General features: G+C 51.0%; 16 protein-coding genes and 1 tRNA gene. 9 read left to right on the top strand and 8 right to left on the bottom strand.

The annotated features are described in order from the left end of the window. Window position 1: 1 nt before the first annotated feature. From BUB67_RS00590 to BUB67_RS00605, 4 genes are read left to right on the top strand one after another with little or no spacing between them, the layout of a single operon-like run. Entirely contained in the window at window positions 2–2428 is a 2427-nt protein-coding gene (locus BUB67_RS00590) for an RAMP superfamily CRISPR-associated protein (RefSeq protein ID WP_073234081.1), read from the top strand. 3 nt (window positions 2429–2431) lie between these two features. Beyond that, window positions 2432–4231, top strand: a complete 1800-nt coding sequence (locus BUB67_RS00595) for an RAMP superfamily CRISPR-associated protein (RefSeq protein WP_073234084.1) — start codon at window positions 2432–2434, stop codon at window positions 4229–4231. Then, on the top strand, window positions 4228–4836 hold the full coding sequence (locus BUB67_RS00600; RefSeq protein WP_073234089.1) for a hypothetical protein: 609 nt from the start codon (window positions 4228–4230) through the stop codon (window positions 4834–4836). The genes BUB67_RS00595 and BUB67_RS00600 overlap by 4 nt, the downstream gene beginning before the upstream one ends. Further along, complete coding sequence (locus BUB67_RS00605; protein WP_084127604.1) at window positions 4823–7348, top strand: TIGR03986 family type III CRISPR-associated RAMP protein; 2526 nt, start codon at window positions 4823–4825, stop codon at window positions 7346–7348. The genes BUB67_RS00600 and BUB67_RS00605 overlap by 14 nt, the downstream gene beginning before the upstream one ends. Here the strand turns inward: BUB67_RS00605 and BUB67_RS17110 are convergent. Next, window positions 7342–7476 carry a hypothetical protein gene (locus BUB67_RS17110; RefSeq protein ID WP_274377210.1) on the bottom strand — a complete coding sequence of 45 codons (135 nt, stop codon included), beginning with the start codon at window positions 7474–7476 and terminating at the stop codon, window positions 7342–7344. The two genes, BUB67_RS00605 and BUB67_RS17110, sit on opposite strands and share 7 nt — an antisense overlap. Before the next feature lie 8 nt (window positions 7477–7484). On the opposite strand from BUB67_RS17110, the gene BUB67_RS00610 reads away from it, so the two are divergent. Further along, on the top strand, window positions 7485–7682 hold the full coding sequence (locus BUB67_RS00610; protein WP_073234091.1) for a diguanylate cyclase: 198 nt from the start codon (window positions 7485–7487) through the stop codon (window positions 7680–7682). After that, on the top strand, window positions 7663–7818 hold the full coding sequence (locus BUB67_RS17370) for a GGDEF domain-containing protein (protein WP_084127605.1): 156 nt from the start codon (window positions 7663–7665) through the stop codon (window positions 7816–7818). Before BUB67_RS00610 ends, BUB67_RS17370 begins: the two co-directional genes overlap by 20 nt. Window positions 7819–7922: 104 nt before the next feature. On the opposite strand, the gene BUB67_RS00620 is transcribed toward BUB67_RS17370, so the two are convergent. Then, window positions 7923–8540, bottom strand: coding sequence for a hypothetical protein (locus BUB67_RS00620; protein WP_238456899.1), 618 nt, complete (start codon window positions 8538–8540; stop codon window positions 7923–7925). 520 nt (window positions 8541–9060) lie between these two features. On the opposite strand from BUB67_RS00620, the gene BUB67_RS00625 reads away from it, so the two are divergent. Together BUB67_RS00625 and BUB67_RS00630 are read left to right on the top strand one after the other, a co-directional pair. Continuing rightward, a complete protein-coding gene (locus tag BUB67_RS00625; protein WP_073234099.1) occupies window positions 9061–10173 on the top strand; it encodes an FIST signal transduction protein in 1113 nt (370 codons plus the stop codon). A 2-nt stretch (window positions 10174–10175) separates the two neighbouring features. Beyond that, window positions 10176–12332, top strand: a complete 2157-nt coding sequence (locus BUB67_RS00630) for an EAL domain-containing protein (protein WP_073235040.1) — start codon at window positions 10176–10178, stop codon at window positions 12330–12332. Between the two features lie 174 nt (window positions 12333–12506). On the opposite strand, the gene BUB67_RS00635 is transcribed toward BUB67_RS00630, so the two are convergent. Further along, a tRNA-Leu gene (locus BUB67_RS00635) sits at window positions 12507–12589 on the bottom strand. A 300-nt stretch (window positions 12590–12889) separates the two neighbouring features. Here BUB67_RS00635 and BUB67_RS00640 point away from each other — a divergent pair. Further along, the gene (locus tag BUB67_RS00640) at window positions 12890–14323 is read left to right on the top strand and encodes an NAD(P)/FAD-dependent oxidoreductase (RefSeq protein ID WP_073234101.1); all 1434 of its coding nucleotides are present in this window, start codon (window positions 12890–12892) and stop codon (window positions 14321–14323) included. A gap of 64 nt (window positions 14324–14387) precedes the next feature. Here the strand turns inward: BUB67_RS00640 and BUB67_RS00645 are convergent, their stop codons facing one another. The 5 genes from BUB67_RS00645 to ytaF form a co-directional block, all read right to left on the bottom strand. Beyond that, entirely contained in the window at window positions 14388–15539 is a 1152-nt protein-coding gene (locus BUB67_RS00645) for a SpoIIE family protein phosphatase (protein ID WP_073234103.1), read from the bottom strand. A gap of 15 nt (window positions 15540–15554) precedes the next feature. Then, window positions 15555–17279, bottom strand: coding sequence for a [Fe-Fe] hydrogenase large subunit C-terminal domain-containing protein (locus BUB67_RS00650; protein WP_073234105.1), 1725 nt, complete (start codon window positions 17277–17279; stop codon window positions 15555–15557). Window positions 17280–17477: 198 nt separating this feature from the next. Further along, entirely contained in the window at window positions 17478–18152 is a 675-nt protein-coding gene (locus tag BUB67_RS00655; protein ID WP_073234107.1) for a lytic transglycosylase domain-containing protein, read from the bottom strand. Window positions 18153–18209: 57 nt separating this feature from the next. Further along, the gene (gene coaE / locus BUB67_RS00660) at window positions 18210–18809 is read right to left on the bottom strand and encodes a dephospho-CoA kinase (protein ID WP_073234109.1); all 600 of its coding nucleotides are present in this window, start codon (window positions 18807–18809) and stop codon (window positions 18210–18212) included. Between the two features lie 24 nt (window positions 18810–18833). After that, window positions 18834–19478: a sporulation membrane protein YtaF gene (gene ytaF / locus BUB67_RS00665; protein ID WP_073234111.1), complete on the bottom strand. Its 645-nt coding sequence runs from the start codon at window positions 19476–19478 to the stop codon at window positions 18834–18836. Window positions 19479–19502: the final 24 nt, after the last annotated feature.

Raw genomic sequence — 19502 nt, forward strand, 5'->3', positions numbered from 1 at the left:
GATGGCGGTGGAGCTGACTTTTGAGCTGCAGTTACTGAGCCACTACCATGTAGGTTCGGGATTTGCCGGGGAAATCGACTCTTTTTTACTGCGCGATGGTGACGGTGTGCCGGCAATCCGCGGCACGACCCTGGCCGGTCTTTTGCGGGACGGGCTGGAGCGGTTGCTGCAGATGCCGGCGGTGCGGCAACGGTACGGGGAGGGCGCGCGGCATCCTTTGGGCGGCGGATACTGCAGCAGCGGCGCTTCCTGCCCGGTATGCCGCCTTTTCGGCACGCCTGCCGGACCCGGGCTGTGGAAAATTTCTTCGGCGCGGCCCGGAGGTCTGGAAAGGCCGGCGATGGAAATAAAGGACCGGTTTGCTGCCGTCCACCGGGTGCGGATAAATTACGCCGCCCGCCGGTCCCAGCCGCGTTCCCTGTTTTCACTGGAGCGGGGCGACCGCCGGCTGGCCTTCGTTTTTACCGCGCAGAGCGCAGCCGGCCGCGAGGTGAACGTGGAAGACGTGGCCCTGCTGGTGGCTGCCGCCAGAAATGTGCGGCACCTGGGGAGTTCCCGCCGGCGCGGCTGGGGAGAGTGCGTGATCGGCCTGCGGGGAATACAGGGCGTGGAAGATGCTGGTTTCCCGGCAGAACCGGCAAAGGTACAGGAGCACTTTTGGGAACGAATTCTTGCTTTCTGTGCCGGGGAAATTGAGCGGGATGTGCTGTTGACGCCGGTTAACAGGGCCGTTGAGAACAAACGGTCTTTGCCGGACCCGGTCTCCCTGCTGAAAGAGGCCCTGCGGCAGCCGGAGGAACCGCAGGTGATCAGGTTGCTGGCCCGGGCCGCGGAGCCCCTGGTGCTGGCCTGCCGGGCAGAAGCGGGAAACATGTTTGAAAGTGTGCAGGCGGTGCCGGGCAGGGCCATTTTCGGCTCCCTGATCCGGCGGGCGGCAGAGCAGGTGGGAGACAGTTTGCTGCCGGACCTGATCAAAGAGCTCTTTTTTACCGGGGCGGTTGTCTTGTCGCCCCTCTGGCCGTGTTTGAAAAAGGATACCCTTGTTTTCCCCGGCCTGCCCGTTCCCAGGGATACGGGCATGTGCAAGTATTTCTCCGGATATAACGGCCATGACAAAGAAGAGAGGGGGTTGTTTCTGCTTGCTTCAATAGACGGGCCGGGGGATGAGTACTGCCCCCAATGCTATGGAATCTATGAATTACGAGATAGCAAGGTTGAGACGCCGCTTGTGGCCGGCACCGGTTTTGTGGCGGTTCACGAAAAACCGCGTAAAATAGAAATCACCCTGGCACCGGAAATGCATGTGAGTATAGACAATGGGACCGGCCGTGCCCTTCCGAGACAGCTTTTCGGCTACACCGCCCTGCCTGCCGGCACCTGTTTCTGGGGCGAGATCTGCTTCCGCAGCAGGGCGGTCTGGGAGTGCTTTGCAAAAATATTCAATCTTGGCGAGGACAGGGCCTTTTCGCTTAAAGTGGGCAAGGCGGCCGGGCGGGGTTACGGCACCCTGCGCTTACACGCCGGCAGGCTGCAGAGGGCGGAGGAGCGGGAGGGCTTTAACAGTCCCCTGCGCGAGAGGGTGAAAGAAGGAGAAGAAAGAATCAGGTTCACCTTTATCTCCGACACCGTTTTCGTGGATCAGTGGGGGCGCTATTGCTGCGAGCCGGATCAGCGCTGGCTGGAAAAAATCCTGGGCTTTCCAGTGGAAGTGGAAGATGAAGATGTTTTTGTCTGTGCAACTGAGCGGGACGGGTTTAACCGGCTGTGGGGCCTGCCGGATCAGCGCAAGGTGATAATCCAGGCAGGGTCCACCTGGCGGCTGAAGGTGCCGGGCGGTGTGAAGAAAGAAATGCTGGACCGGATGTGCCGCCTGGAGGCGGCCGGGGTGGGTGAATACCGGTGGGAAGGATACGGCCGGGTGGCCTTCAACCTGCTGGAGGAAAAGATCCAACTGCCTAAAACCGGCGTCTCTTTACCCGAAGAACTGCTCACAGAGCTGCTCACCGATACGACGGATCATTTTATGCGGCGGGACAGCGCATGGAGCCGGGAAGTTAATGAACTGCTGGATAAAAGATTGGACGAGGTTGTAAAGGAATGGCCGGGGGGAGAGAGAAAGCAGCTGGCCCTGCTGGCCCGCTGGCTGTACCGGCAGCGCCATTGCCCTGTGGAAGAACTGGAAGAAAAGCTTTCCTCTATGGGCTGGCCGTCTGAAAATATCATTAAGTATTTGAAAGATTATTGCGATCCCGGGCGGGAGAACAAGATCTGGCCCCCTGGCAAGGGACAAGACCGGCTGAAGCGGCTTCAGGAACTGCTAGAGGAACTGGCCGGAAAATCCAGAAACAGCTGTGAGTTTACCAGGGCAGTGGAAGCGCTGGCCGGCAGGCTGGCCGGCATAGGTGCCGATGTAAAGGAGGAGGTATAAACGGTGGAGGCTTATAAAGTGATTACTGCCGAACTGGTTATATCCTGCGCCCTGCACCTGGGCAGCGGCGAGGCCGGCGAAGTGGCGGATGCCCTGTTGATCCGCGACGAGCGGGGAGCGGTCTACCTGCCGGGAACCGCCTTGGCCGGTGCCCTGCGGGAGAAAATGACCAGGCTGGCCCCCGGGCTGGGATGGGAGGCCTGCCGGACTTTGGCGGGCGGCCGCGGCATCTGCGGCTGTCCTGTCTGCCGGCTGATGGGGGAAATCAATTCCGCTGAAGAGGAGGAAGCCGGAAGTCCTATGGATCGGGCAGGCGGCCGGGGGCCGTCAGCCTCCCGGCTCTACGTTTATAATGCCTTTTTGAAAGAGGAGAGCCTGCCAGCCGCCATCCGCGACGGGGTGGGCATTGACCGGGTCACCGGCACGGCGGCCAGGGCGGCACGGGCTAAGTTTAACCTGGAGGTGCTGCCGCCGGGGGCGGTCTTTTCCCTGCGTCTGGAGCTGCGCGGTGTGGACGAAGCAGGCGAGCTTCTGCTGGCGGCGGCCCTGGCCGAATGGCAGGAAGGGCGCGGCCGGCTGGGCGGGCGGGTGACCAGCGGCTTGGGTGTTTTTCGACTGCGCTCTTTGGAAATGCGGGAGCTGGATCTGGGCAGGGTGGAGGACGTGAGGAAATACCTGGCATCAGACCGCCCCTGGGAGGTGGCCGGAGTGCGTAAAGGCTGGCTGGACGTTAGCCTGGAGAGTGCCCGCCGGAAGGTGAGTTCTGCCGGCGGCGCCGGCAGGGATGGCGGTTTGCGCCTGTGGTGCTCTTTTGCGGGCCGGCTGCAGTTCACAGAAGGCATGGTGGTGAGCGACCCCCAGGCCGTGCTTTATGGTTTTGACCATGTTCCCCTGACCATTGCCTGGGACCAGTGGGACCTGCCGGTGCTGCCCGGTTCGGCGCTGAAAGGGGTGATCCGGGTACGGGCGGAAAAGATCCTGCGCACCATCTGGAGCATTAAAGCACAGCAGAAAAACCCCGGCAACCGCCAGAAGCAGGCGGAATATTTTAAAGCCTTTTGCCCGGCCTGCGACCCGCTGCAGAGATTGCCGGAGAAGCCGCTGGCCGCCTGTGATGCTCTGTTGACAGAAGCCGGGTTCTCCGGGCTGGATATAGCGGAGGAAGAGGACCTCTGCCTGGCCTGCCGCCTCTTCGGCAGCACCCGCCGGGGCGGCCGGCTGTTTGTTTCCGACGCCCTTTTTAGCCAGACAGACTCCCGGCCGGAGGCCGTATTGAAGCTTTTTGACTTCCTGGCGGTGGACCGTTTTACCGGCGGGGGCGCCGGGAAATTGAAATACGATGCCGTGGTCCTCTGCCGGCCCCAGTTTGAGCTGCACCTCTATATTGAAAACCCCCGGCCCTGGGAACTGGGCCTTTTGGCCCTGGTCCTGCGCGATTTCGCCTGCGAGAGTGTCCGGGTCGGCTATGGCGGAGGGAAGGGCTTTGGTCTGGCCAGGTTGACCGGCGGCGAACTGACCGTGGGCTATCTCCAGGAAAAGGATCTGGGTACTATAAATTTATCTTCGGCGCAACAGCCCACGGCCCGGAAGACCTGCAGGGGCATTTTCAACTGCTTTACCCTGCACGTGCCCGAAAGCCTGCCTCTTTTCCTGCCGGCGGTTAATGGCTGGATAGAAGACCTGTACCGGCAAGAGGTATCCAGGCAGGACAGGGAAGAAAAGCGGCTGCCGCCTTTGCTGAAAGATTACTATTTTGACCGGGAAGAACTTTGGAAACTCTATCCACTGGAGGTGCAGTTATGAGGCAAGGGAGAGTGGATTTCCGGGAGCTGGCCGGAGGTGTGATGCGTGAAGGAGCGGAGGTGGGTGAGGAACAGTTGACCGTGTGCGGAAGTGAAATATCGATGGAAGGCTGGCGGGCCGCCTGGCCGGATCTGCGCAGGGTGATGGGGTTTAAATATGCCGTTCTGGCCTGCCTGGAAGAGATAAAGTTTTTAAAGGCTGGGTCTGTTGACCGGTGGCCGGACGACCTGCTGTGGGCGCGCGTATTCGGGCCGGGAGGTGATTTTTACTGCTGGAGAGACGGCCCGGGCCGGCTCAGGTGGCGGGTGATCGGCCCGCCGGGGCTTGAGCTGCCCGGGAACCTGGGACCGGGGAAAAGTTTGTGGGAGGAGGAGAAGAAGGCAAAATTTTTCGTAAATGAAGAAGCATTTCTTCTCTGGGGACAGTATGATGGGAAAGCGGAAGCGTGGCAGGAAAGGCGTGTGGCGGCGGCCGACCTGAAGTATCCGGTTGACTTTAAAGGGCGGGTGAAACTGCTCTGCCGCGTCTACAGCCGCAGGGGCCGTGTTGAACTGGTATGGTACTGCGATCTGGTTGAGGAGGGAGAGAAAAATGCCGCGGGGTAAGATTATCAATTATAGTCCGGGAAAGAACAGGGGCAGGCTTAAGGATAACCTAACCGGCGCAATGCTGGATTTTAAACTAATTAACGTGGACAGATCCTCCCGCGCCTTTCTTTCCGCGGGGAGGGAAGTGGAATATGATTTGAGCCCGGATGGCCGGGTGTGCCGGGTCAGGGTGGTTGATCCGTATGTAAAGAAAGAGCAGCCGGAAAGCGCCGGGGCTACAGACAGAGGCGGCAGAGAAAAAGGCAAACCGGAAATTGCGCTGCCAGAAGCCGGGCCGGTTTTTTCTGTTTGCGGAGGGGAAATGGAAGGAATGCTGTCCGAAGAGAAAGCAATGGAATACCTGAAGCGGGCCGGCCTGGGAGATATACTGGCCGGGCAGGCGCAGAGTGCCGGGACACAGGATGGAAACCAGTTTTTAAACCCCTACAATTTTGTCCGCTACCTGGACCAGCCGGCGGAAGCCGCAGGCGGGCCGCATCTGTTCTGGCGCTGCCAGCCGCCGCCGCACGACCGCTTTACCGGGCTGTCCGGCCGGATTACCTGCCGCCTGGTCAATATAACGCCGCTTTTTATTTCTGATTCCCACGGTATCGAGGAAGACGGGCAAAATGACGGCCACAAAAAATACCGCTTTTTCCAGATCGACGGCCGCAAACTCATTCCCGGCAGCAGCCTGCGGGGGATGGTGCGCTCGGTTTACGAAGCTGCCACCAACTCCTGTTTTGCAGTCTTCGATGACAGGAGGCTTTCCTACCGGAATAACCGGTACTCTGCCTGGCTGGTGCCGGCCAGGATCGAGGGAAGCCGGGAAGAAGGTTTTAAGCTGAAACTTTTGCCCGGGCGGGAAAACATGATAATTTATCCTGACCCCAGGCGGTATTTAAATGAAAATTATCCCAAAAGCAAAACTCAGTATGCCGGCTGGCTGTATTCGTTCTGGCCTCTTGAGCCAAGCAAGACTCTAAAGCAAAAGAACGACGAATTCGTGCACAGCCGGAGGGGAAAAACACCGCCTGCACTGCCGGAAGACACCGGCCACGGCAGTGAATGCTGGGCTATTTTAAAAAAGAGAAGACACAGCCACCCCAATATAACTTTTTACGACGTGGTGGAGATTGAAGCTCCGGATAATGAGCAGGCCATTAAAGAGAAATATAATGAGCTTAAGATGGGAAAAGGCGATTTTATATTAACGAAAGGTTATCTATGCAAAAACAACCAAAACATCGAGTCCAAGCATAGCGAGCGCTTTTTTTTCGATAATTCCGGGCAAAATTCCGGGCAAGAAATAAATCTGCCGTTAGAAAAAGTAAAAGAATTCGAAAAGTTGATTGCCGAATATGCAGACAGGCACTGCGAGCGGATTAAAAAGCTGCAGGACCCGCAAAAGCCGCTTGAATCAAAAAAAGAAGGCGAAGGTAAACACGCAGCGTACAGCCGGTTTATCGTGAAGGGGTGTTCGAAAGGATATAAGGTTCAAGACGGCGAGCTGGTCTACGCTCTGCTTGCCGGATCTGCCGACAGTCCGGATGTGGTTTTCCTGGCACCGGTGCTGGTGCCCCGCGTTTTTCACGAAAAAAGTATGCGCGAACTGCTGCCCAAATACTTGCACAAGTGCAAGAAAATAGAAGTACTCTGCCCCGCCTGCCGTCTTTTCGGCTGGGTTGGCGGTAATGATAAAGACCGTCCAAATGAAGGCCACCCGGCGGACAGCGCTGTTGCTTTTGCCGGCAGACTGAGCTTCAGCAGCGGCAAGATGATTTACGACAGCGGTGAAGAGGGGGAGATAACCCTGGCCATCCTTTCTTCCCCTAAACCCACCGCCACTTCCTTTTACCTGTTGAACAGGCAGAGCAAAAAGCCTTCCGGGGATTTAAAATATGCTGAAGAGGCCGTTTTAAGGGGGCGGAAGTTTTACCTACACCACGGGGCCGGCCCTTCCAGGCACCCAGACGGTTACGAATATGAGCGCCCTGAAGGGAAGAAGGATAATCAGAACCGTACCGTGCGCAATGCCGTAAAACCAGGCGCCGTTTTTGAATTTACCGTGGATTTTGAGAGCCTGGCCCCTGCGGAGCTGGGTGCCCTGTTGTGGTCTCTCCAGCTGGAAGAAGGCATGTATCACCGCCTCGGCTATGCCAGACCGCTGGGCTTTGGGTCGGTAAAGGTAATTGTTGAAAAAGTCGAGGTTTTTGACCTGAAAAAGAAGTACCTTTCGTTAACTGCTTACGAGCAGTATGCGCTGGCTTTGGACCGGAAGCAGATCAACGAAAAGATTGACCGCTTCAAGTCTGAAATGAAAGATTTATACGGCAGAGAATTTGGAGAGCTGGAAAACATCAAAGATCTGCAGAAAATTTTAAGCACGCCTCCCCTGCCTAATATCCATTACCCGCGGCTGGAAAGAATTCCTGATCCAAAAGGGGAGAACTTCAGGTGGTTTATAAATAAAGGTAAACAGAAACAGCCCTTGCCGTTGGCCGGGGAAGACAGGGGATTGTGTTACTGATTGTCGAGCGGCCAACCCACGTCCAGGTCTTCAACTTCTTTGGCGGTGTGCTCCACAGTATTATCTGCGATAATCTTAAAACCGCTGTTTACAAGGTACTGCAGGGCCATAACCGCATTGAACAGCAAACCTTTTTTTGCCTTCCGCGGGACACCAGTGTGGGGACGATGCGTTAAAACATGTGGCCAGGGCAATCAAGATGAGCATTCGCCAGGGTGACGTGGCCATCCGCTACGGGGGTGACGAATTTGCTATTCTCTTTCCCTACAAAGGGCCGCGCCCTGGAGACTTTGCAGGCGCGGCTGCAGAAATACATGAAAGCAACCTGCCCTGATAAGGATGTTTTTTTAAGTCTTTCGATAGGACTGGCACGGTACCCGGAGGACGGAAAAAGCTTGGACGAATTGATCAGCGTGGCAGACGCCCGGATGTACGCAGCTAAAAAGGCGAAGGGGAGTTGTAGGAATTAATTATTTTTCTTTGAAAACTCCAAGGAATGGCGGCAAAGAATGGCGAAGAAAAACAAGGGGAGCTGTTATTTATTCCTAATTTGTCAACCCTTTGACAACTTAATTCAGTTTAAGTAAGTGCTTAGGGCATTGCCGCCAATAATTCCATTTGTCCTGCTGGACAAGGGGGTTTTATTGATTACGGAATTATAATCTTCAGGTGGTATTCCTTTACTGCGGCAGTAGTCGACCGGGAAAATATGGTGAATATCAATGTTATCGTTGTAATATGTCTGAAGGTCAATAGGAACCCCCGATAAAAAGTCTTTACTACCCTCCCGCATAAGTAAGACGTGAACACCTTTATATGCAGCACTGTTTCTGGTTCTAAGACTCAACAGTCGGTTGGGATCAAAGTATGCCTCGGTAATTGTGTCCGGTAAGGCACCTCCCTTAATCCACTCAACCACCTGTGGTAAGTCCCGGGCAAACCGTGTTTCCACGGCACCTCCATATAGTTCTCCAAAAACGCCACACCAGTACCAGCGGGCAATCATTTGCCTAACTGTTTGGTTATGTGCCAGTGTTCCTAACTCCACAAAGATGGCAGCCAGGGGTATTAGCTGGGTGGCATAAGGTAAATCGCGGTTGGAAAAGATTTTTTGCTCCATCAAAAACTTGGCGGCATCGTAGAATCCCTGTGTAACCTTGTCCGCCCATGTTTTGTAATCTTGTAAACTCAATTTTAAAATATCCTTACGTTTGCAACTCACTGCAGCTGAAGGGTTAGCTTTCTTCCGTTGATATGTTACCAGTAACGTAATGGCCTGTAAAAAATCAGTGTTGCTGAGTCTTCAAATGTAGTTCAAAAATGGATGGTTTGAGGAAAGTGAGGGTCCATGTATTTAAAAATCTGTCCTGTGTGCGGAAAGAAATCTTACAGTGCTTCACCTGAAAAGCAATGGATTTGTCCCTACTGTGGTAGTGACATAAGTGACATAACTGAGGAATCATCTATATTGGCAGATTAATACAAGGAGTGGTTTAATGAAACGGATTGAAAGAATTACTGGCGGTATGCTATCTGGTGTTTTGATACTCTGCTTACTGCTGTGAATCTGGGAGAGGACACTGATACCGGCCGATTTAGGAAGATTCTCTCCGAAAAATGTCAGAGTTGGAGGAAAAATTAAAAAGTTTGTAGAACAAGTTTATAGCAAAGCATTCAATTATTTTCCAATAGATATAGTTCGGGGGGAACGTATGATCTCAAAAGCGGTTTTTTTTCAACCCTCGGGTCTTGAAAGCTGGCGAAGTTTTTTAAAAGATCTGCAGGTAGAAGGTACCTGTGGGATTTTTTTAATGGTGGCAGAGAACACCCTTTTTGATTATGAAATGCTTCGTCCTTTGTTCAAGGAGTTTGATGCGCTGGTTTTCGGTGGGATTTTTCCCGGAGTCATTTTCGAAGATGTTCATTATACAGAAGGGGTGGTTGGCTGCAGTATAGAGCAGCCCATTCTCTTAGATGTTATCAAATCATTAGATGATTTTTCAGGTTTTCCCTGCGAAACAGTCGCCTCCAACGACTCAGTGCTAATATTAGTGGATGGACGAACCGGCAACATATCTGCATTTTTAAACAATATCTTTGAAACTTCCGGCAGTCGATGGGGTTTTATCGGAGGCGGAGCTGGGAGCCTTTATAACCAGCACAAGCATGTCTTGTTTTCTCAGGAAGAATGTATTGATCAAGGCGCTATCATTGTGAGGGCGAAAAGTTCCATAGGGGTGGGTGTCACCCACGGCTGGCAGCCGATGTATGGTCCTCTGGTGGTGAACAGTGCTAAAGGGAATGAGATAAAAGAAATCAACTGGCAGAAGGCCTTTCCCTATTATCAGCAGATTCTTTTGGAGAAAGAAAAGGTTCATGTAGAAAAAGCTAATTTTTTTGATATTGCCAAAAGTTATCCCTTTGGTATGGTGAAGTTGGACGGAAGCATCATCGTCCGTGATGCTATCCAGGCCGGAGAGGAAGGCTCCATGATACTAATAGGCGAAATTCCGCAGAATTCCATCATCGTACTCTTACACGGGGACAAATCGCAATTAATTGATGCAGCGGGGGATGCCGTTAAACAGGCCTTCCAGAGGTATCGTGAACTTACAGGAAAAAGGGGTGGACATACCCTGCTGGTGGATTGTATATCCAGAGCTCTTTTCTTGGGGGAGGACTTTAAAAAAGAATTAAGGGTTATTCGGGAGCATATTCCCGACACCATCCCTTTATTTGGTTTCCTAAGTTTTGGGGAAATAGCTTCCAACGGCGACAGATACCTTGAATTCTATAATAAGACAACTGTGGTGGGTGTCCTGTAATGATGAACAAACACATAATTAATATGACAAAAAAATTATCTCTGTCCTACGAAATAGCTCTCTCCATTGGCGGTAGTTTGGATCTTCACGAAATGCTGAAAAAGTTTCTGGAGACAGTGGTCAGAAAAGGGGAGGCTTACCGGGGATTGGTCTGGCTATTGGAGGATGAAGAACCCACTATGGTAAGCGCCGTGGGCTCATTCACCCGGGGGATGGATTATAGCGCTATCGCAAAAAACTTAAAGGTTAGCCTGGAAAATAGCCTGAAAGCGGGTACCCCCTTGCTTAAAACCGAGGATGATTTAGATTTTCTTCAGTACTGTATGCCATTTACTGGCAATGAAAAAGAAGTTCTTTTGGTGCCCATTGGCAGTAAGACTGTTTTACAGCTCTTTTTCACTTATAAGGGCGCTGCAAGTCAAGGGTTGGCCGGCGTCCTGGAAGAGCTTATACCGCAGCTTTCTAATGCCATAGCAGCTTGCCAAACCCATCGAAAATTATTGGATTTGGAGAAAAAAGAAAAAAATAGTTTGCAAATAAAATATTTCGACCTCATGAATAATCTTGATGTAGGGATTTTTATTTGTGGCATGGATTACTATTTTTTAGATGCCAACCCCGCTTTCCTCAGGCTTTTGGGAGTAGAATCAATTAAAGAGCTACAGCAGAAATCCTTTGCCAGTTTCTGTGAGGTTTGCAATGAAGAGTTAAAAGAAATCATTCAAAGGAAGGGGTATATCAAAAATCTGGAGGTTCGCATAAAACAGGAAAACGGCAACTCCTTCTGGGCTACCTTAACTGCAGTACTTCGCCCGTTACAGGATGGACATTATATCATGGGGATCCTGGACGATATCGATGAGCGAAAAAAAACAGAGAAAAAACTACAATATCTTGCCACTCATGATGCTATAACCAATATCCCTAATCGTTACTCTTTGGAGGAAGCCCTTCGGTTGGCTGTGAAAAAAGCTAAAACAGGTCTGGAAAGTGCCCTGCTGCTTATTGATATTGACAATTTCAAGCTGGTTAACGATACCCTGGGACATACGGCAGGGGATGAATTATTAGTTCAATTTACAGAAATCCTTCAGAAAAATATTAGGGAAGGGGATTTTGCAGCTCGTTTTGGCGGCGATGAATTTGCAATTATTATTGAAGGAATAGAGAAAAATGAAGTTTTGGACATGGCGGATAGAATTAGGAATGCAGTCTATGAAAACGAAGTTATTGTTGGTTCTACCAGGCTTAACCTGTCTATTAGTATCGGTATTGTCTTAATAGATGGTACCTTAGACTACCAGAAAATTCTTTCCAAAGCGGATATAGCCCTTTATAAAGCCAAAGAAGAGGGCCGCAACAGGGTAGCTTATATTCATCATAGTGAAGACGCTTCACTGGAATTCCTTAAAATAAATCACCGAATTAAAGCAATCAAACAAGCCCTTAGGGAAGACAGGTTGGTTTTATACTATCAACCAATCGTTTGTTTGAATAAAGGAGAAATCCTTCATTATGAAGCCCTGGTCCGGTTAGTGGGTGATGATAATAAGCTTTTATTACCGGGCGAATTTATACCTGTGGCCGAACGTTTTGGTCTGATGGCGGAGATTGACCGTTGGGTGATACAAGCTGCCTTAAGGAAATTATCTGAAGTCCCGGAAATTAAGATATTTGTAAACTTATCTGCTGTGAGTCTGTTAAATAAAGGTTTACTGGTTAGTATTGAAGAGGATATTTTAAACAGCGGAGTTGATCCGAGTAGGATAGGTTTTGAAATAACCGAAACCTCAGCCATGAAGGACTTGGCTGTCACCGAGAGATGGCTCCGTAAGCTACAGAAGATTGGGTGCCGTTTTGCCCTGGATGACTTTGGTATTGGTTTTTCTTCCTTTTCTTATCTGCTTAACCTTTCGGTAGACTACATTAAAATAGACGGCTCCTTTGTTAAAAACATAGACAATAATTCTGCACATTTTACACTGGTTTATGCCATGAATAAAGTGGCTCATGCCTTCGGTAAAAAAACCATTGCAGAGTGTGTGGAGAATGAGAGCATAGCCAATACGTTACGGGACCTCAAGGTCAATTGTGGGCAAGGTTATTATTTCGGCAAGCCCACCGGAAACCTTGAAGAGATTAGGGCCGTACTTTGGTAACCAAGCCAAACTTAAAAGCAATTTTTCCTTCTAACCAAAGAATGTCCCACACCATATAGTAGGCTGGATTGGTGGTTATTATACGAATTCGCAGATTTTGTTCAAAAAAACCGAAAATACAAAGAAAAAGGCCTTCTGTTCAATTGACAGAAGACCTTTTTCTATAAAGATTTTTGGTGTCGGAGGCGGGACTTGAACCCGCACGGTTTCCCACACGCCCCTCAAACGTGCGCGTCTGCCGATTCCGCCACTCCGACATGTGACAATCGCAAGTGTTATTATAGCATGACCGGTATGCAGAGGCAAGAACTTTTGGATAAGAAATATGTGTAATATGTTAAATTTTTAGGATTTGTTTACAAAGGATGAAGATTGCTCTGTTCCGGTGATTACCAAATGTCTGCCGGGTTTATATACGGTAAATTAGGCGAATGCAGCAGGTTTTTTCCTGCATTTTTTTATTTTGGTCTTATTTAGATATTGAAATCTTAAATAAAATAGTTCACAATGAATATGTTTGCTTAAATGAATTTTCTCAATAGTAGGGAGTGAGACCATTGAAAAATTATGATGTAATTGTGGTTGGCGCCGGCCCTGCTGGTATTTTTACTTGTTATGAACTGGCGTTAAAAGCTCCTCATTTAAAAGTTTTATTAATAGATAAAGGACGCGACATTTACAAGCGTCAATGCCCCATTCTGCAAAAAAAACTGACCAAGTGTCCGCCGCCCACTGTCAAGAAGGAGACCGCAGGCTGCATGCCCGCCTGTTCGGTGACCAACGGGTTTGGCGGAGCCGGCGCCTATTCTGACGGGAAATTTAATATCACCACGGAATTCGGCGGCTGGATGACTGATTATTTAGCCCCCTCTGAAGTTTTGGCATTGATCAAGTATGTGGATCAAATTAATTTAAAACACGGCGCAACAACGGTGGTTTCCGATCCCACCACACCCGCGGTAAAGAATATTGAAAAACGGGGTCTGGGTGTCGGTCTGAAATTGCTCCGGGCAGAGGTAAGGCACCTGGGTACCGAGCAAAACCTTGAGATCCTGAAAAGTATCTTTGAGTTTCTTAAAAAGTATATCGATATGATGTTTGAGACCGAGGTAGAAGATATCATCGTAGAGAACAAAGATGATAGTAAATATATTAAAGGTATTGTCACCAAAACGAAAGAGGAATTTTATGCCAATAAAGTTGTCATCGTGCCCGGCCGGGACGGCTCTGAATGGTTAACCGGCGTCTTAAAGAAATACCACCTGGAAATGATCAATAACCAGGTGGACATCGGGGTGCGGGTGGAGACTCTGGATACCATTATGGAAGAAATTAATGAAAACCTCTATGAAGGAAAATTCATATACCGCTCCTCCACCGGCACCACCGTGAGAACCTTCTGCAACAACCCGTCCGGTCACGTGGTGATTGAAAACCACAGCGGTGTTATGCTGGCCAACGGCCATGCCTATAAAGACAAGAACCTGGGCAGTAATAACACGAACTTTGCCTTACTGGTTTCCCACAAGTTTTCTTATCCCTTTGACAAGCCCATTGAATATGCCAAATCCATTTCCCGGCTGGCCAATGATTTGTCCAACGGCAGCGTGTTGATCCAGAGCTTTGGCGATATCTTAAAGGGCCGCAGGTCAACGGATAAGAGAATTAAAGAAGGATTTGTGGAGCCCACTTTAAAAGAGGCTGTGCCGGGCAACCTAGGTCTGGTATTACCCTATAACACCATGAAAAGTATTATTGAAATGATTCAGGCCCTTGACAGTGTAACCCCCGGTATAGCATCCGAGCACACCCTGCTTTACGGGGTGGAGGCAAAGTTCTATTCTTCCCGCCCGCTTTTGAATGACCGGTTTGAAACCCAAATAGCAGGGTTGTACTGCGGTGGCGACGGCGCCGGCATTACCCGTGGTCTGGCCCAGGCCGGTGCTTGCGGGGTACGCATCGCCAGGGATATTGTTGAAAAGTTAGTGTAACGTGAAAAAGTCACCTGAAAGGGTGACTTTTTATCATGCAGGCGGGGTCAACCCCTGGGATTTTTTAAAAATATTCCTCTGTGATATCTTTTCCTTGATCACGCAGGGTCTTGATCATGTCTTTGATGACGTGGTGTTTATAGGCATAGATGGCCGGCCCATCGTTGCATGCCAGGGCATCATTTTTGGCCAGGCCCACCATGAAGTGAATGCTGTCCGCTTTTTTCAGCAGGGCTGCCAAACGGCTGGCCCCGTCTCTGGCATTTTTTAATTGCTTTAAATCGGTATTTGCCTTAATATGTTCCAGCGTTTGCACCAGGGTAACAGCTCCTTCTGTCACCAGGTCAATCCCCGGCAACATGCCCACAGGGGGGACCCCTTCGGCCACGGAGGACAGGTCAATAAAGACTTTGCGCCCCAAGACCCGGCCCACAATTTCCCCGGTGGTACCACCGCAGACCACCCTGGCGCCGGGAGCTTCCATGAGTTTTCGCACCACCAGCCGGTCGTCTTCTTTCCTTTGGGGCGGGCCGATCAGCATGGTGACGTGCATCGGCCGGCGCACCTTGACCACCACGACGGTTACGTCATCCCCCGGTTTTTCACCGTATAAGGTATTGCAAAGACCGGCAATTTCCTCGGCCCAATCCTGGGCGCTTTTATCCTCGGCATAGGAATCCTCAATAAAGCTACCGATTCTTTTCCAGTCCCAGCTTACATTCATACGGCCGTTGGTGCCGGCGTTTAATACTCCGTCGGAGGTTAACACCAGCCAGTCCTGATCGTCCACTTCAAAATCATACTCGAAGATTTTCTTGCCGGCGATCAGTTGCTCCACCCGCCGGGGTGTAAACAGTTTGTTCCTGTTGCCGATGAATACGCCGGGGTTATCATACTCCACCAGATAAAGTTTACCGTTATTTTGAATATGCAAAATGGAGAAGGTGCTGTAGGCGGCATTAATTGTCTTGTCGATGGGAAGGGTCCTTGCCACAGTGTCGATGACTTCATCGATGTCAGCGCCCTGCCGCAGCATCGTGGCAGCGGTTTTTGTGGTTAGGCGGGAAAGGATGTTGGCTTTGACGCCGCTGCCCAGGCCGTCGGACACCACCACCAGGTCGGCCTGGCCGGTGCGCACGATTTCCACACTGTCGCCGCACAACTCTTCTCCATACTTTTTTAGCTGGGCCACGCCAATGTCTAAACAGATTTTCACAGGCGGCACTCCTCTCTAAAGGGTATCCTGCCGCATCAATTTAATCAGTTTACCCAGTTGAACCTTGGTTTCTGCGGTGGCCTCTCCCAGCAGCCCGGCGATTTCCTGGGCCACCATCATTTGTTTTTCGATGACTTCCTGGGCCTGCTGGATGGTCTGGCTCTTAATCAGTTCGTACTGCTCCTTCCGGCGGTTTTCAGAGGTAATATCCACAAAGATCCCCACCACCGCATCGGTCCCTTTCACCGGGAAGATAATCTCCCTGGTGATAATGCCCAGTTCCGGGTAAGTGCCGGTGGTATTGATCATTTCGCCGCTCTGGATTACCTTCAGGAAATTGGTGGCGGGCATAAGGGCTAGAATTCTTTGGCCCACCACTTCCGAGGCGGAACATTGAAACAATTTTTCTGCTGCCGGGTTAATTTCCAGGATATCAAGGTTCTTACCAACCACGATAATGGCGTTGGGCATGGCTGAAATGATCAGGTTAGACATGGATTCCGCCCGTTTTCTCATATAGGGAATGCACATTTCCACCTCTGCCTTACCCTGGTAAACCGCCACCGCCTTATCCCGACAGGAGTCGTAACCGCAATTGCCGCAGTTAAATTCCTGGTCCGGCGTATGCTTGCCGGTGCGGGCCAGGATGGCTTTGATTTCCGCTTCCGTGGGGATGGGGAGGGTTACTTTTCGATTGGTGAAACTGCGGGAAAGATCGATTTCCGGTAACTTATATTCATCTATTTCAAAGGCACACTCACCGGATGAGTTATAATATTCCAGCAGCTTGCGCTGCCGTATGAAGAGGCTTTCTTCCAGGCAGAGGGAGAGGGGGCCGTTAATGCAGCCGCCCTTACAGGCCCACAGCTCCATCAACTTGGGTGGGTTGATAATTTCATTGTTGGATAAATGCTTAATAAATTCGATACAGCTATCCAGTCCCGACATGGTGATAAAGCTTTCCCCGGCTTCCCTCAGCTCATCCGCCACCGTCCAAATCATACCGCCCTCCACCGGGTAGATCCGGTTGTGACAGGGGGAAAATTTATGAAATCCCGAAGGGGAGAGGTTGTCAACGTCAATTCCCTTGTCCTGCACCCAATCCCAGAATTCGTTAAAACCCAGGAAATAATCAACGGTATCTTGCAGCCCCAGGAGCTGCGCCTCGTCCCGCTTGGCCGCGCAGGGGCCGATGTATACCACCCTGGCATAGGGGTTAATGGATTTAATGACCCTGCCATGGGCCACCATGGGTGAAACAACCGGCGCCAGCATGGGGATCAACTCGGGATAATGCCGCTCGATGAGATTGACCACCACCGGGCAGTAACTGACGATCATCGGCTTCTCAAAACCCAGCTCTAAATATTTTTGGGTCACCAAACCGGCCCCAATGGAAGTTTCCTGGACCTCCGCAAAGCCCAGTTCCTGCAACAGGGTTGGTAATATATCCGGGTTTTTCAAGGGCAGCGCGCTGACAAAGGAGGCTGCCACCACGGCCACCACCGGGGTCCCTTCGGAAATCAACTGCTGTACCTGTTTTAAATCAGAGACCGGTCTCCTGGCCCGTTGGGGACAGGCTAAAATACACTGGCCGCAGTGGACGCAAAGTTCATCGATCACCTGGGCGTGCAGCCTGCCTTTGGCGCCGTTGGAATTCATACGGATGGCTTTTAAATGGCAGATTTTTACACAACGATAGCAGTCACGGCACTTGGCTCCGGTATAAATTAACCCCATGGTCACACCTCGCTTTTCGGGTATGCTTTTATTATTAATGATTTATTCAATTTTGGAAAGTGTATTTCCTTTTGAAAGATAGAATATAACAAACAAAAGATCTTGCTGTATCTTACCTTGAATGGCATGCCGGCGGACGTGGTCTTTGAATAGAGGGATGGCCATGGATGAGGCGGAGCTTTGTAAAAAAAGTGGGTTTTATAAATCGTGGCGGAAAACGCTAATGCAATATCTGGTTCCTTGCGGAGGTAAAACAAATCCCCGTCCGGTAGACGGGGATTGCGTATTGTGCAACGGTTTCTTACCGTCGCCGTATAAATAGTGATAGACCTTGTAGTTCCAGAGGACCCGGCGTATGTATTGCCTGGTTTCCAGAAAGGGAATCTGGTCAATGGTTTTGCGTTCACCGGTCCAGTGCTGCTCATTCAACCAGTTTCTTACGTTGCCCCGGCCGGCGTTATAGGCGGCGATGGCCAGCACCGGGTCCCCTTTAAACTCATCGAATAAATCCGCAAGATACCATGTGCCCAGACTGATACTGGTTTCCGGGTTAAAGAGTTTCTCCGGGGGGACAGGACCGCCGCCCATTTGCTGGGAGATCCAATTGGCGGTGTCCGGCATAATCTGCATCAGCCCTCTGGCTCCCTTGGGGGAAGCGGCCCGGGCGTTAAAATTGCTTTCGGTCTTAATCACAGCGGCCACCAGCAGGGGGTCCAACTTGTTGACTTCAGCATAGTGATAAACTAATTCCTGGTGTTGAAAGGGATACCACCAGCGGCCGATTTCCCGGTAGTTAAACCACAGCAAAACCAGTACGATAAGCAGCAGGAGCCTTCTTTTAATACCCCTGGTTTTTTTTCGTCGTAAGATCAATACAATCACTCCTGCTATCAAGGGTCTCTTAACAAAATATATGCCAATAAATGTAAATCAATGATTGGCATGAAGGGCTTGCCATATTTCTTGCACTTGCCTTTTTAGTTCCTCCGGTGAGCCGGTATTATTGATGACCACATGGGCAAACCTCTTTTTTTCTTCCTGGGGCATCTGGCTGGCGATTCTTTCCCGGGCCTGTTCAGGTGAAATCTTGTCCCGTGCCATCAGGCGCCGAAGCTGTACCTCCGGGTCCACGGTAACCAGCCAGACCTGGTCCACCTTTTTGTGCCAGCCAACTTCAATCAGTAAGGGAACTTCCAGTACCAGTATGCCACCGGGATCGGCCTTTGTAAAAGCATTTATTTCCCGGTTAATTTCCTCTTCAATCCGAGGGTGTGTAATTTTCTCCAGCCTGTCCCTGGCCGCGGCATCATGAAAGATGATGGAGGCCATTTTTTGGCGGTTGAGCGTTCCATCATCGTGTAAAATACCCGGTCCAAAGGAGTCAACAATCTCCTTCAGGGCCGGGGTATTGGGTAAAACCACCTGCCGGGCCACCTGGTCCGCGTTAATGACTTTAGCGCCCAGTTCCCTTAAGTATTTTGCCACAGTGCTCTTACCGCTGGCGATATTTCCTGTTAAGCCGATAATCATGAACGACAACTCCTTGCCCCACTGCTATCGAATTTTTAAAATACCCATGGCAATCAAAATACAACCGGGCAGCATGGCGATCTGACGGCCAATGCCGGTGCAGGCAAAGTATTTGCCCAGTAGCAGCCCTGCATAGGTAAGGAGAATATGACCAATGCCCACCACGGCTGCGGTCAGGATGGGACTGAAACCAAACATGGAGACAGCAAAACCGGCGCCAAAGGCGTCCATGGCCAGGGCGGCGCCCAGTAACAGGGCCTCCCGGGCGGAAATAACACCGGACCGGTCCAGGTCTGCCATGGAAGGTTCGCGCAGCACCTGAATGACCAAACCCATGGATTTAATCCGGATTTGCATTACAGTCCGTTCAAGTTCCCGGCCATCTTCCCGGTCTTCCCGCCTGGCCTCTCGAATGGATTGGACTAAGATCCAGATGCCCACCAGGAGTAAAAGAATGCCGCCCAGCCTGTGGGCAAAGCCTGGCGAAATAAGTTGTGCCACCATGCGGCCTGCCGTCATGGAAAACACAACCGTTAAAACAGACATACCGCTGATGATCATGAGAGATGAAAACGGGATGCGAATTTTCCGGATCCCATAGGCCACCCCGGTGCCCAGGGCATCCATGTTTAATGCCAGGGCAAAGGCAACCAGCGTCAGTAATTCCATGTCTTTCCCCCCACTCGACATTGT

The sequence above is a fragment of the Desulforamulus putei DSM 12395 genome (genome assembly GCF_900129195.1).
GTDB lineage: Bacteria > Bacillota > Desulfotomaculia > Desulfotomaculales > Desulfotomaculaceae > Desulfotomaculum > Desulfotomaculum putei.

Excerpts from the sequence above, each read along its gene's own strand:
- coaE (WP_073234109.1), bottom strand. The coding sequence starts at position 18,809 with ATGATTATCGGCTTAACAGGAAATATCGCCAGCGGTAAGAGCACTGTG.
- BUB67_RS00650 (WP_073234105.1), bottom strand. The coding sequence starts at position 17,279 with ATGGGGTTAATTTATACCGGAGCCAAGTGCCGTGACTGCTATCGTTGT.
- BUB67_RS17370 (WP_084127605.1), top strand. The coding sequence starts at position 7,663 with ATGAAAGCAACCTGCCCTGATAAGGATGTTTTTTTAAGTCTTTCGATA.
- BUB67_RS00630 (WP_073235040.1), top strand. The coding sequence starts at position 10,176 with ATGAACAAACACATAATTAATATGACAAAAAAATTATCTCTGTCCTAC.
- BUB67_RS00605 (WP_084127604.1), top strand. The coding sequence starts at position 4,823 with ATGCCGCGGGGTAAGATTATCAATTATAGTCCGGGAAAGAACAGGGGC.
- ytaF (WP_073234111.1), bottom strand. The coding sequence starts at position 19,478 with ATGGAATTACTGACGCTGGTTGCCTTTGCCCTGGCATTAAACATGGAT.
- BUB67_RS00590 (WP_073234081.1), top strand. The coding sequence starts at position 2 with ATGGCGGTGGAGCTGACTTTTGAGCTGCAGTTACTGAGCCACTACCAT.
- BUB67_RS00600 (WP_073234089.1), top strand. The coding sequence starts at position 4,228 with ATGAGGCAAGGGAGAGTGGATTTCCGGGAGCTGGCCGGAGGTGTGATG.
- BUB67_RS00625 (WP_073234099.1), top strand. The coding sequence starts at position 9,061 with ATGATCTCAAAAGCGGTTTTTTTTCAACCCTCGGGTCTTGAAAGCTGG.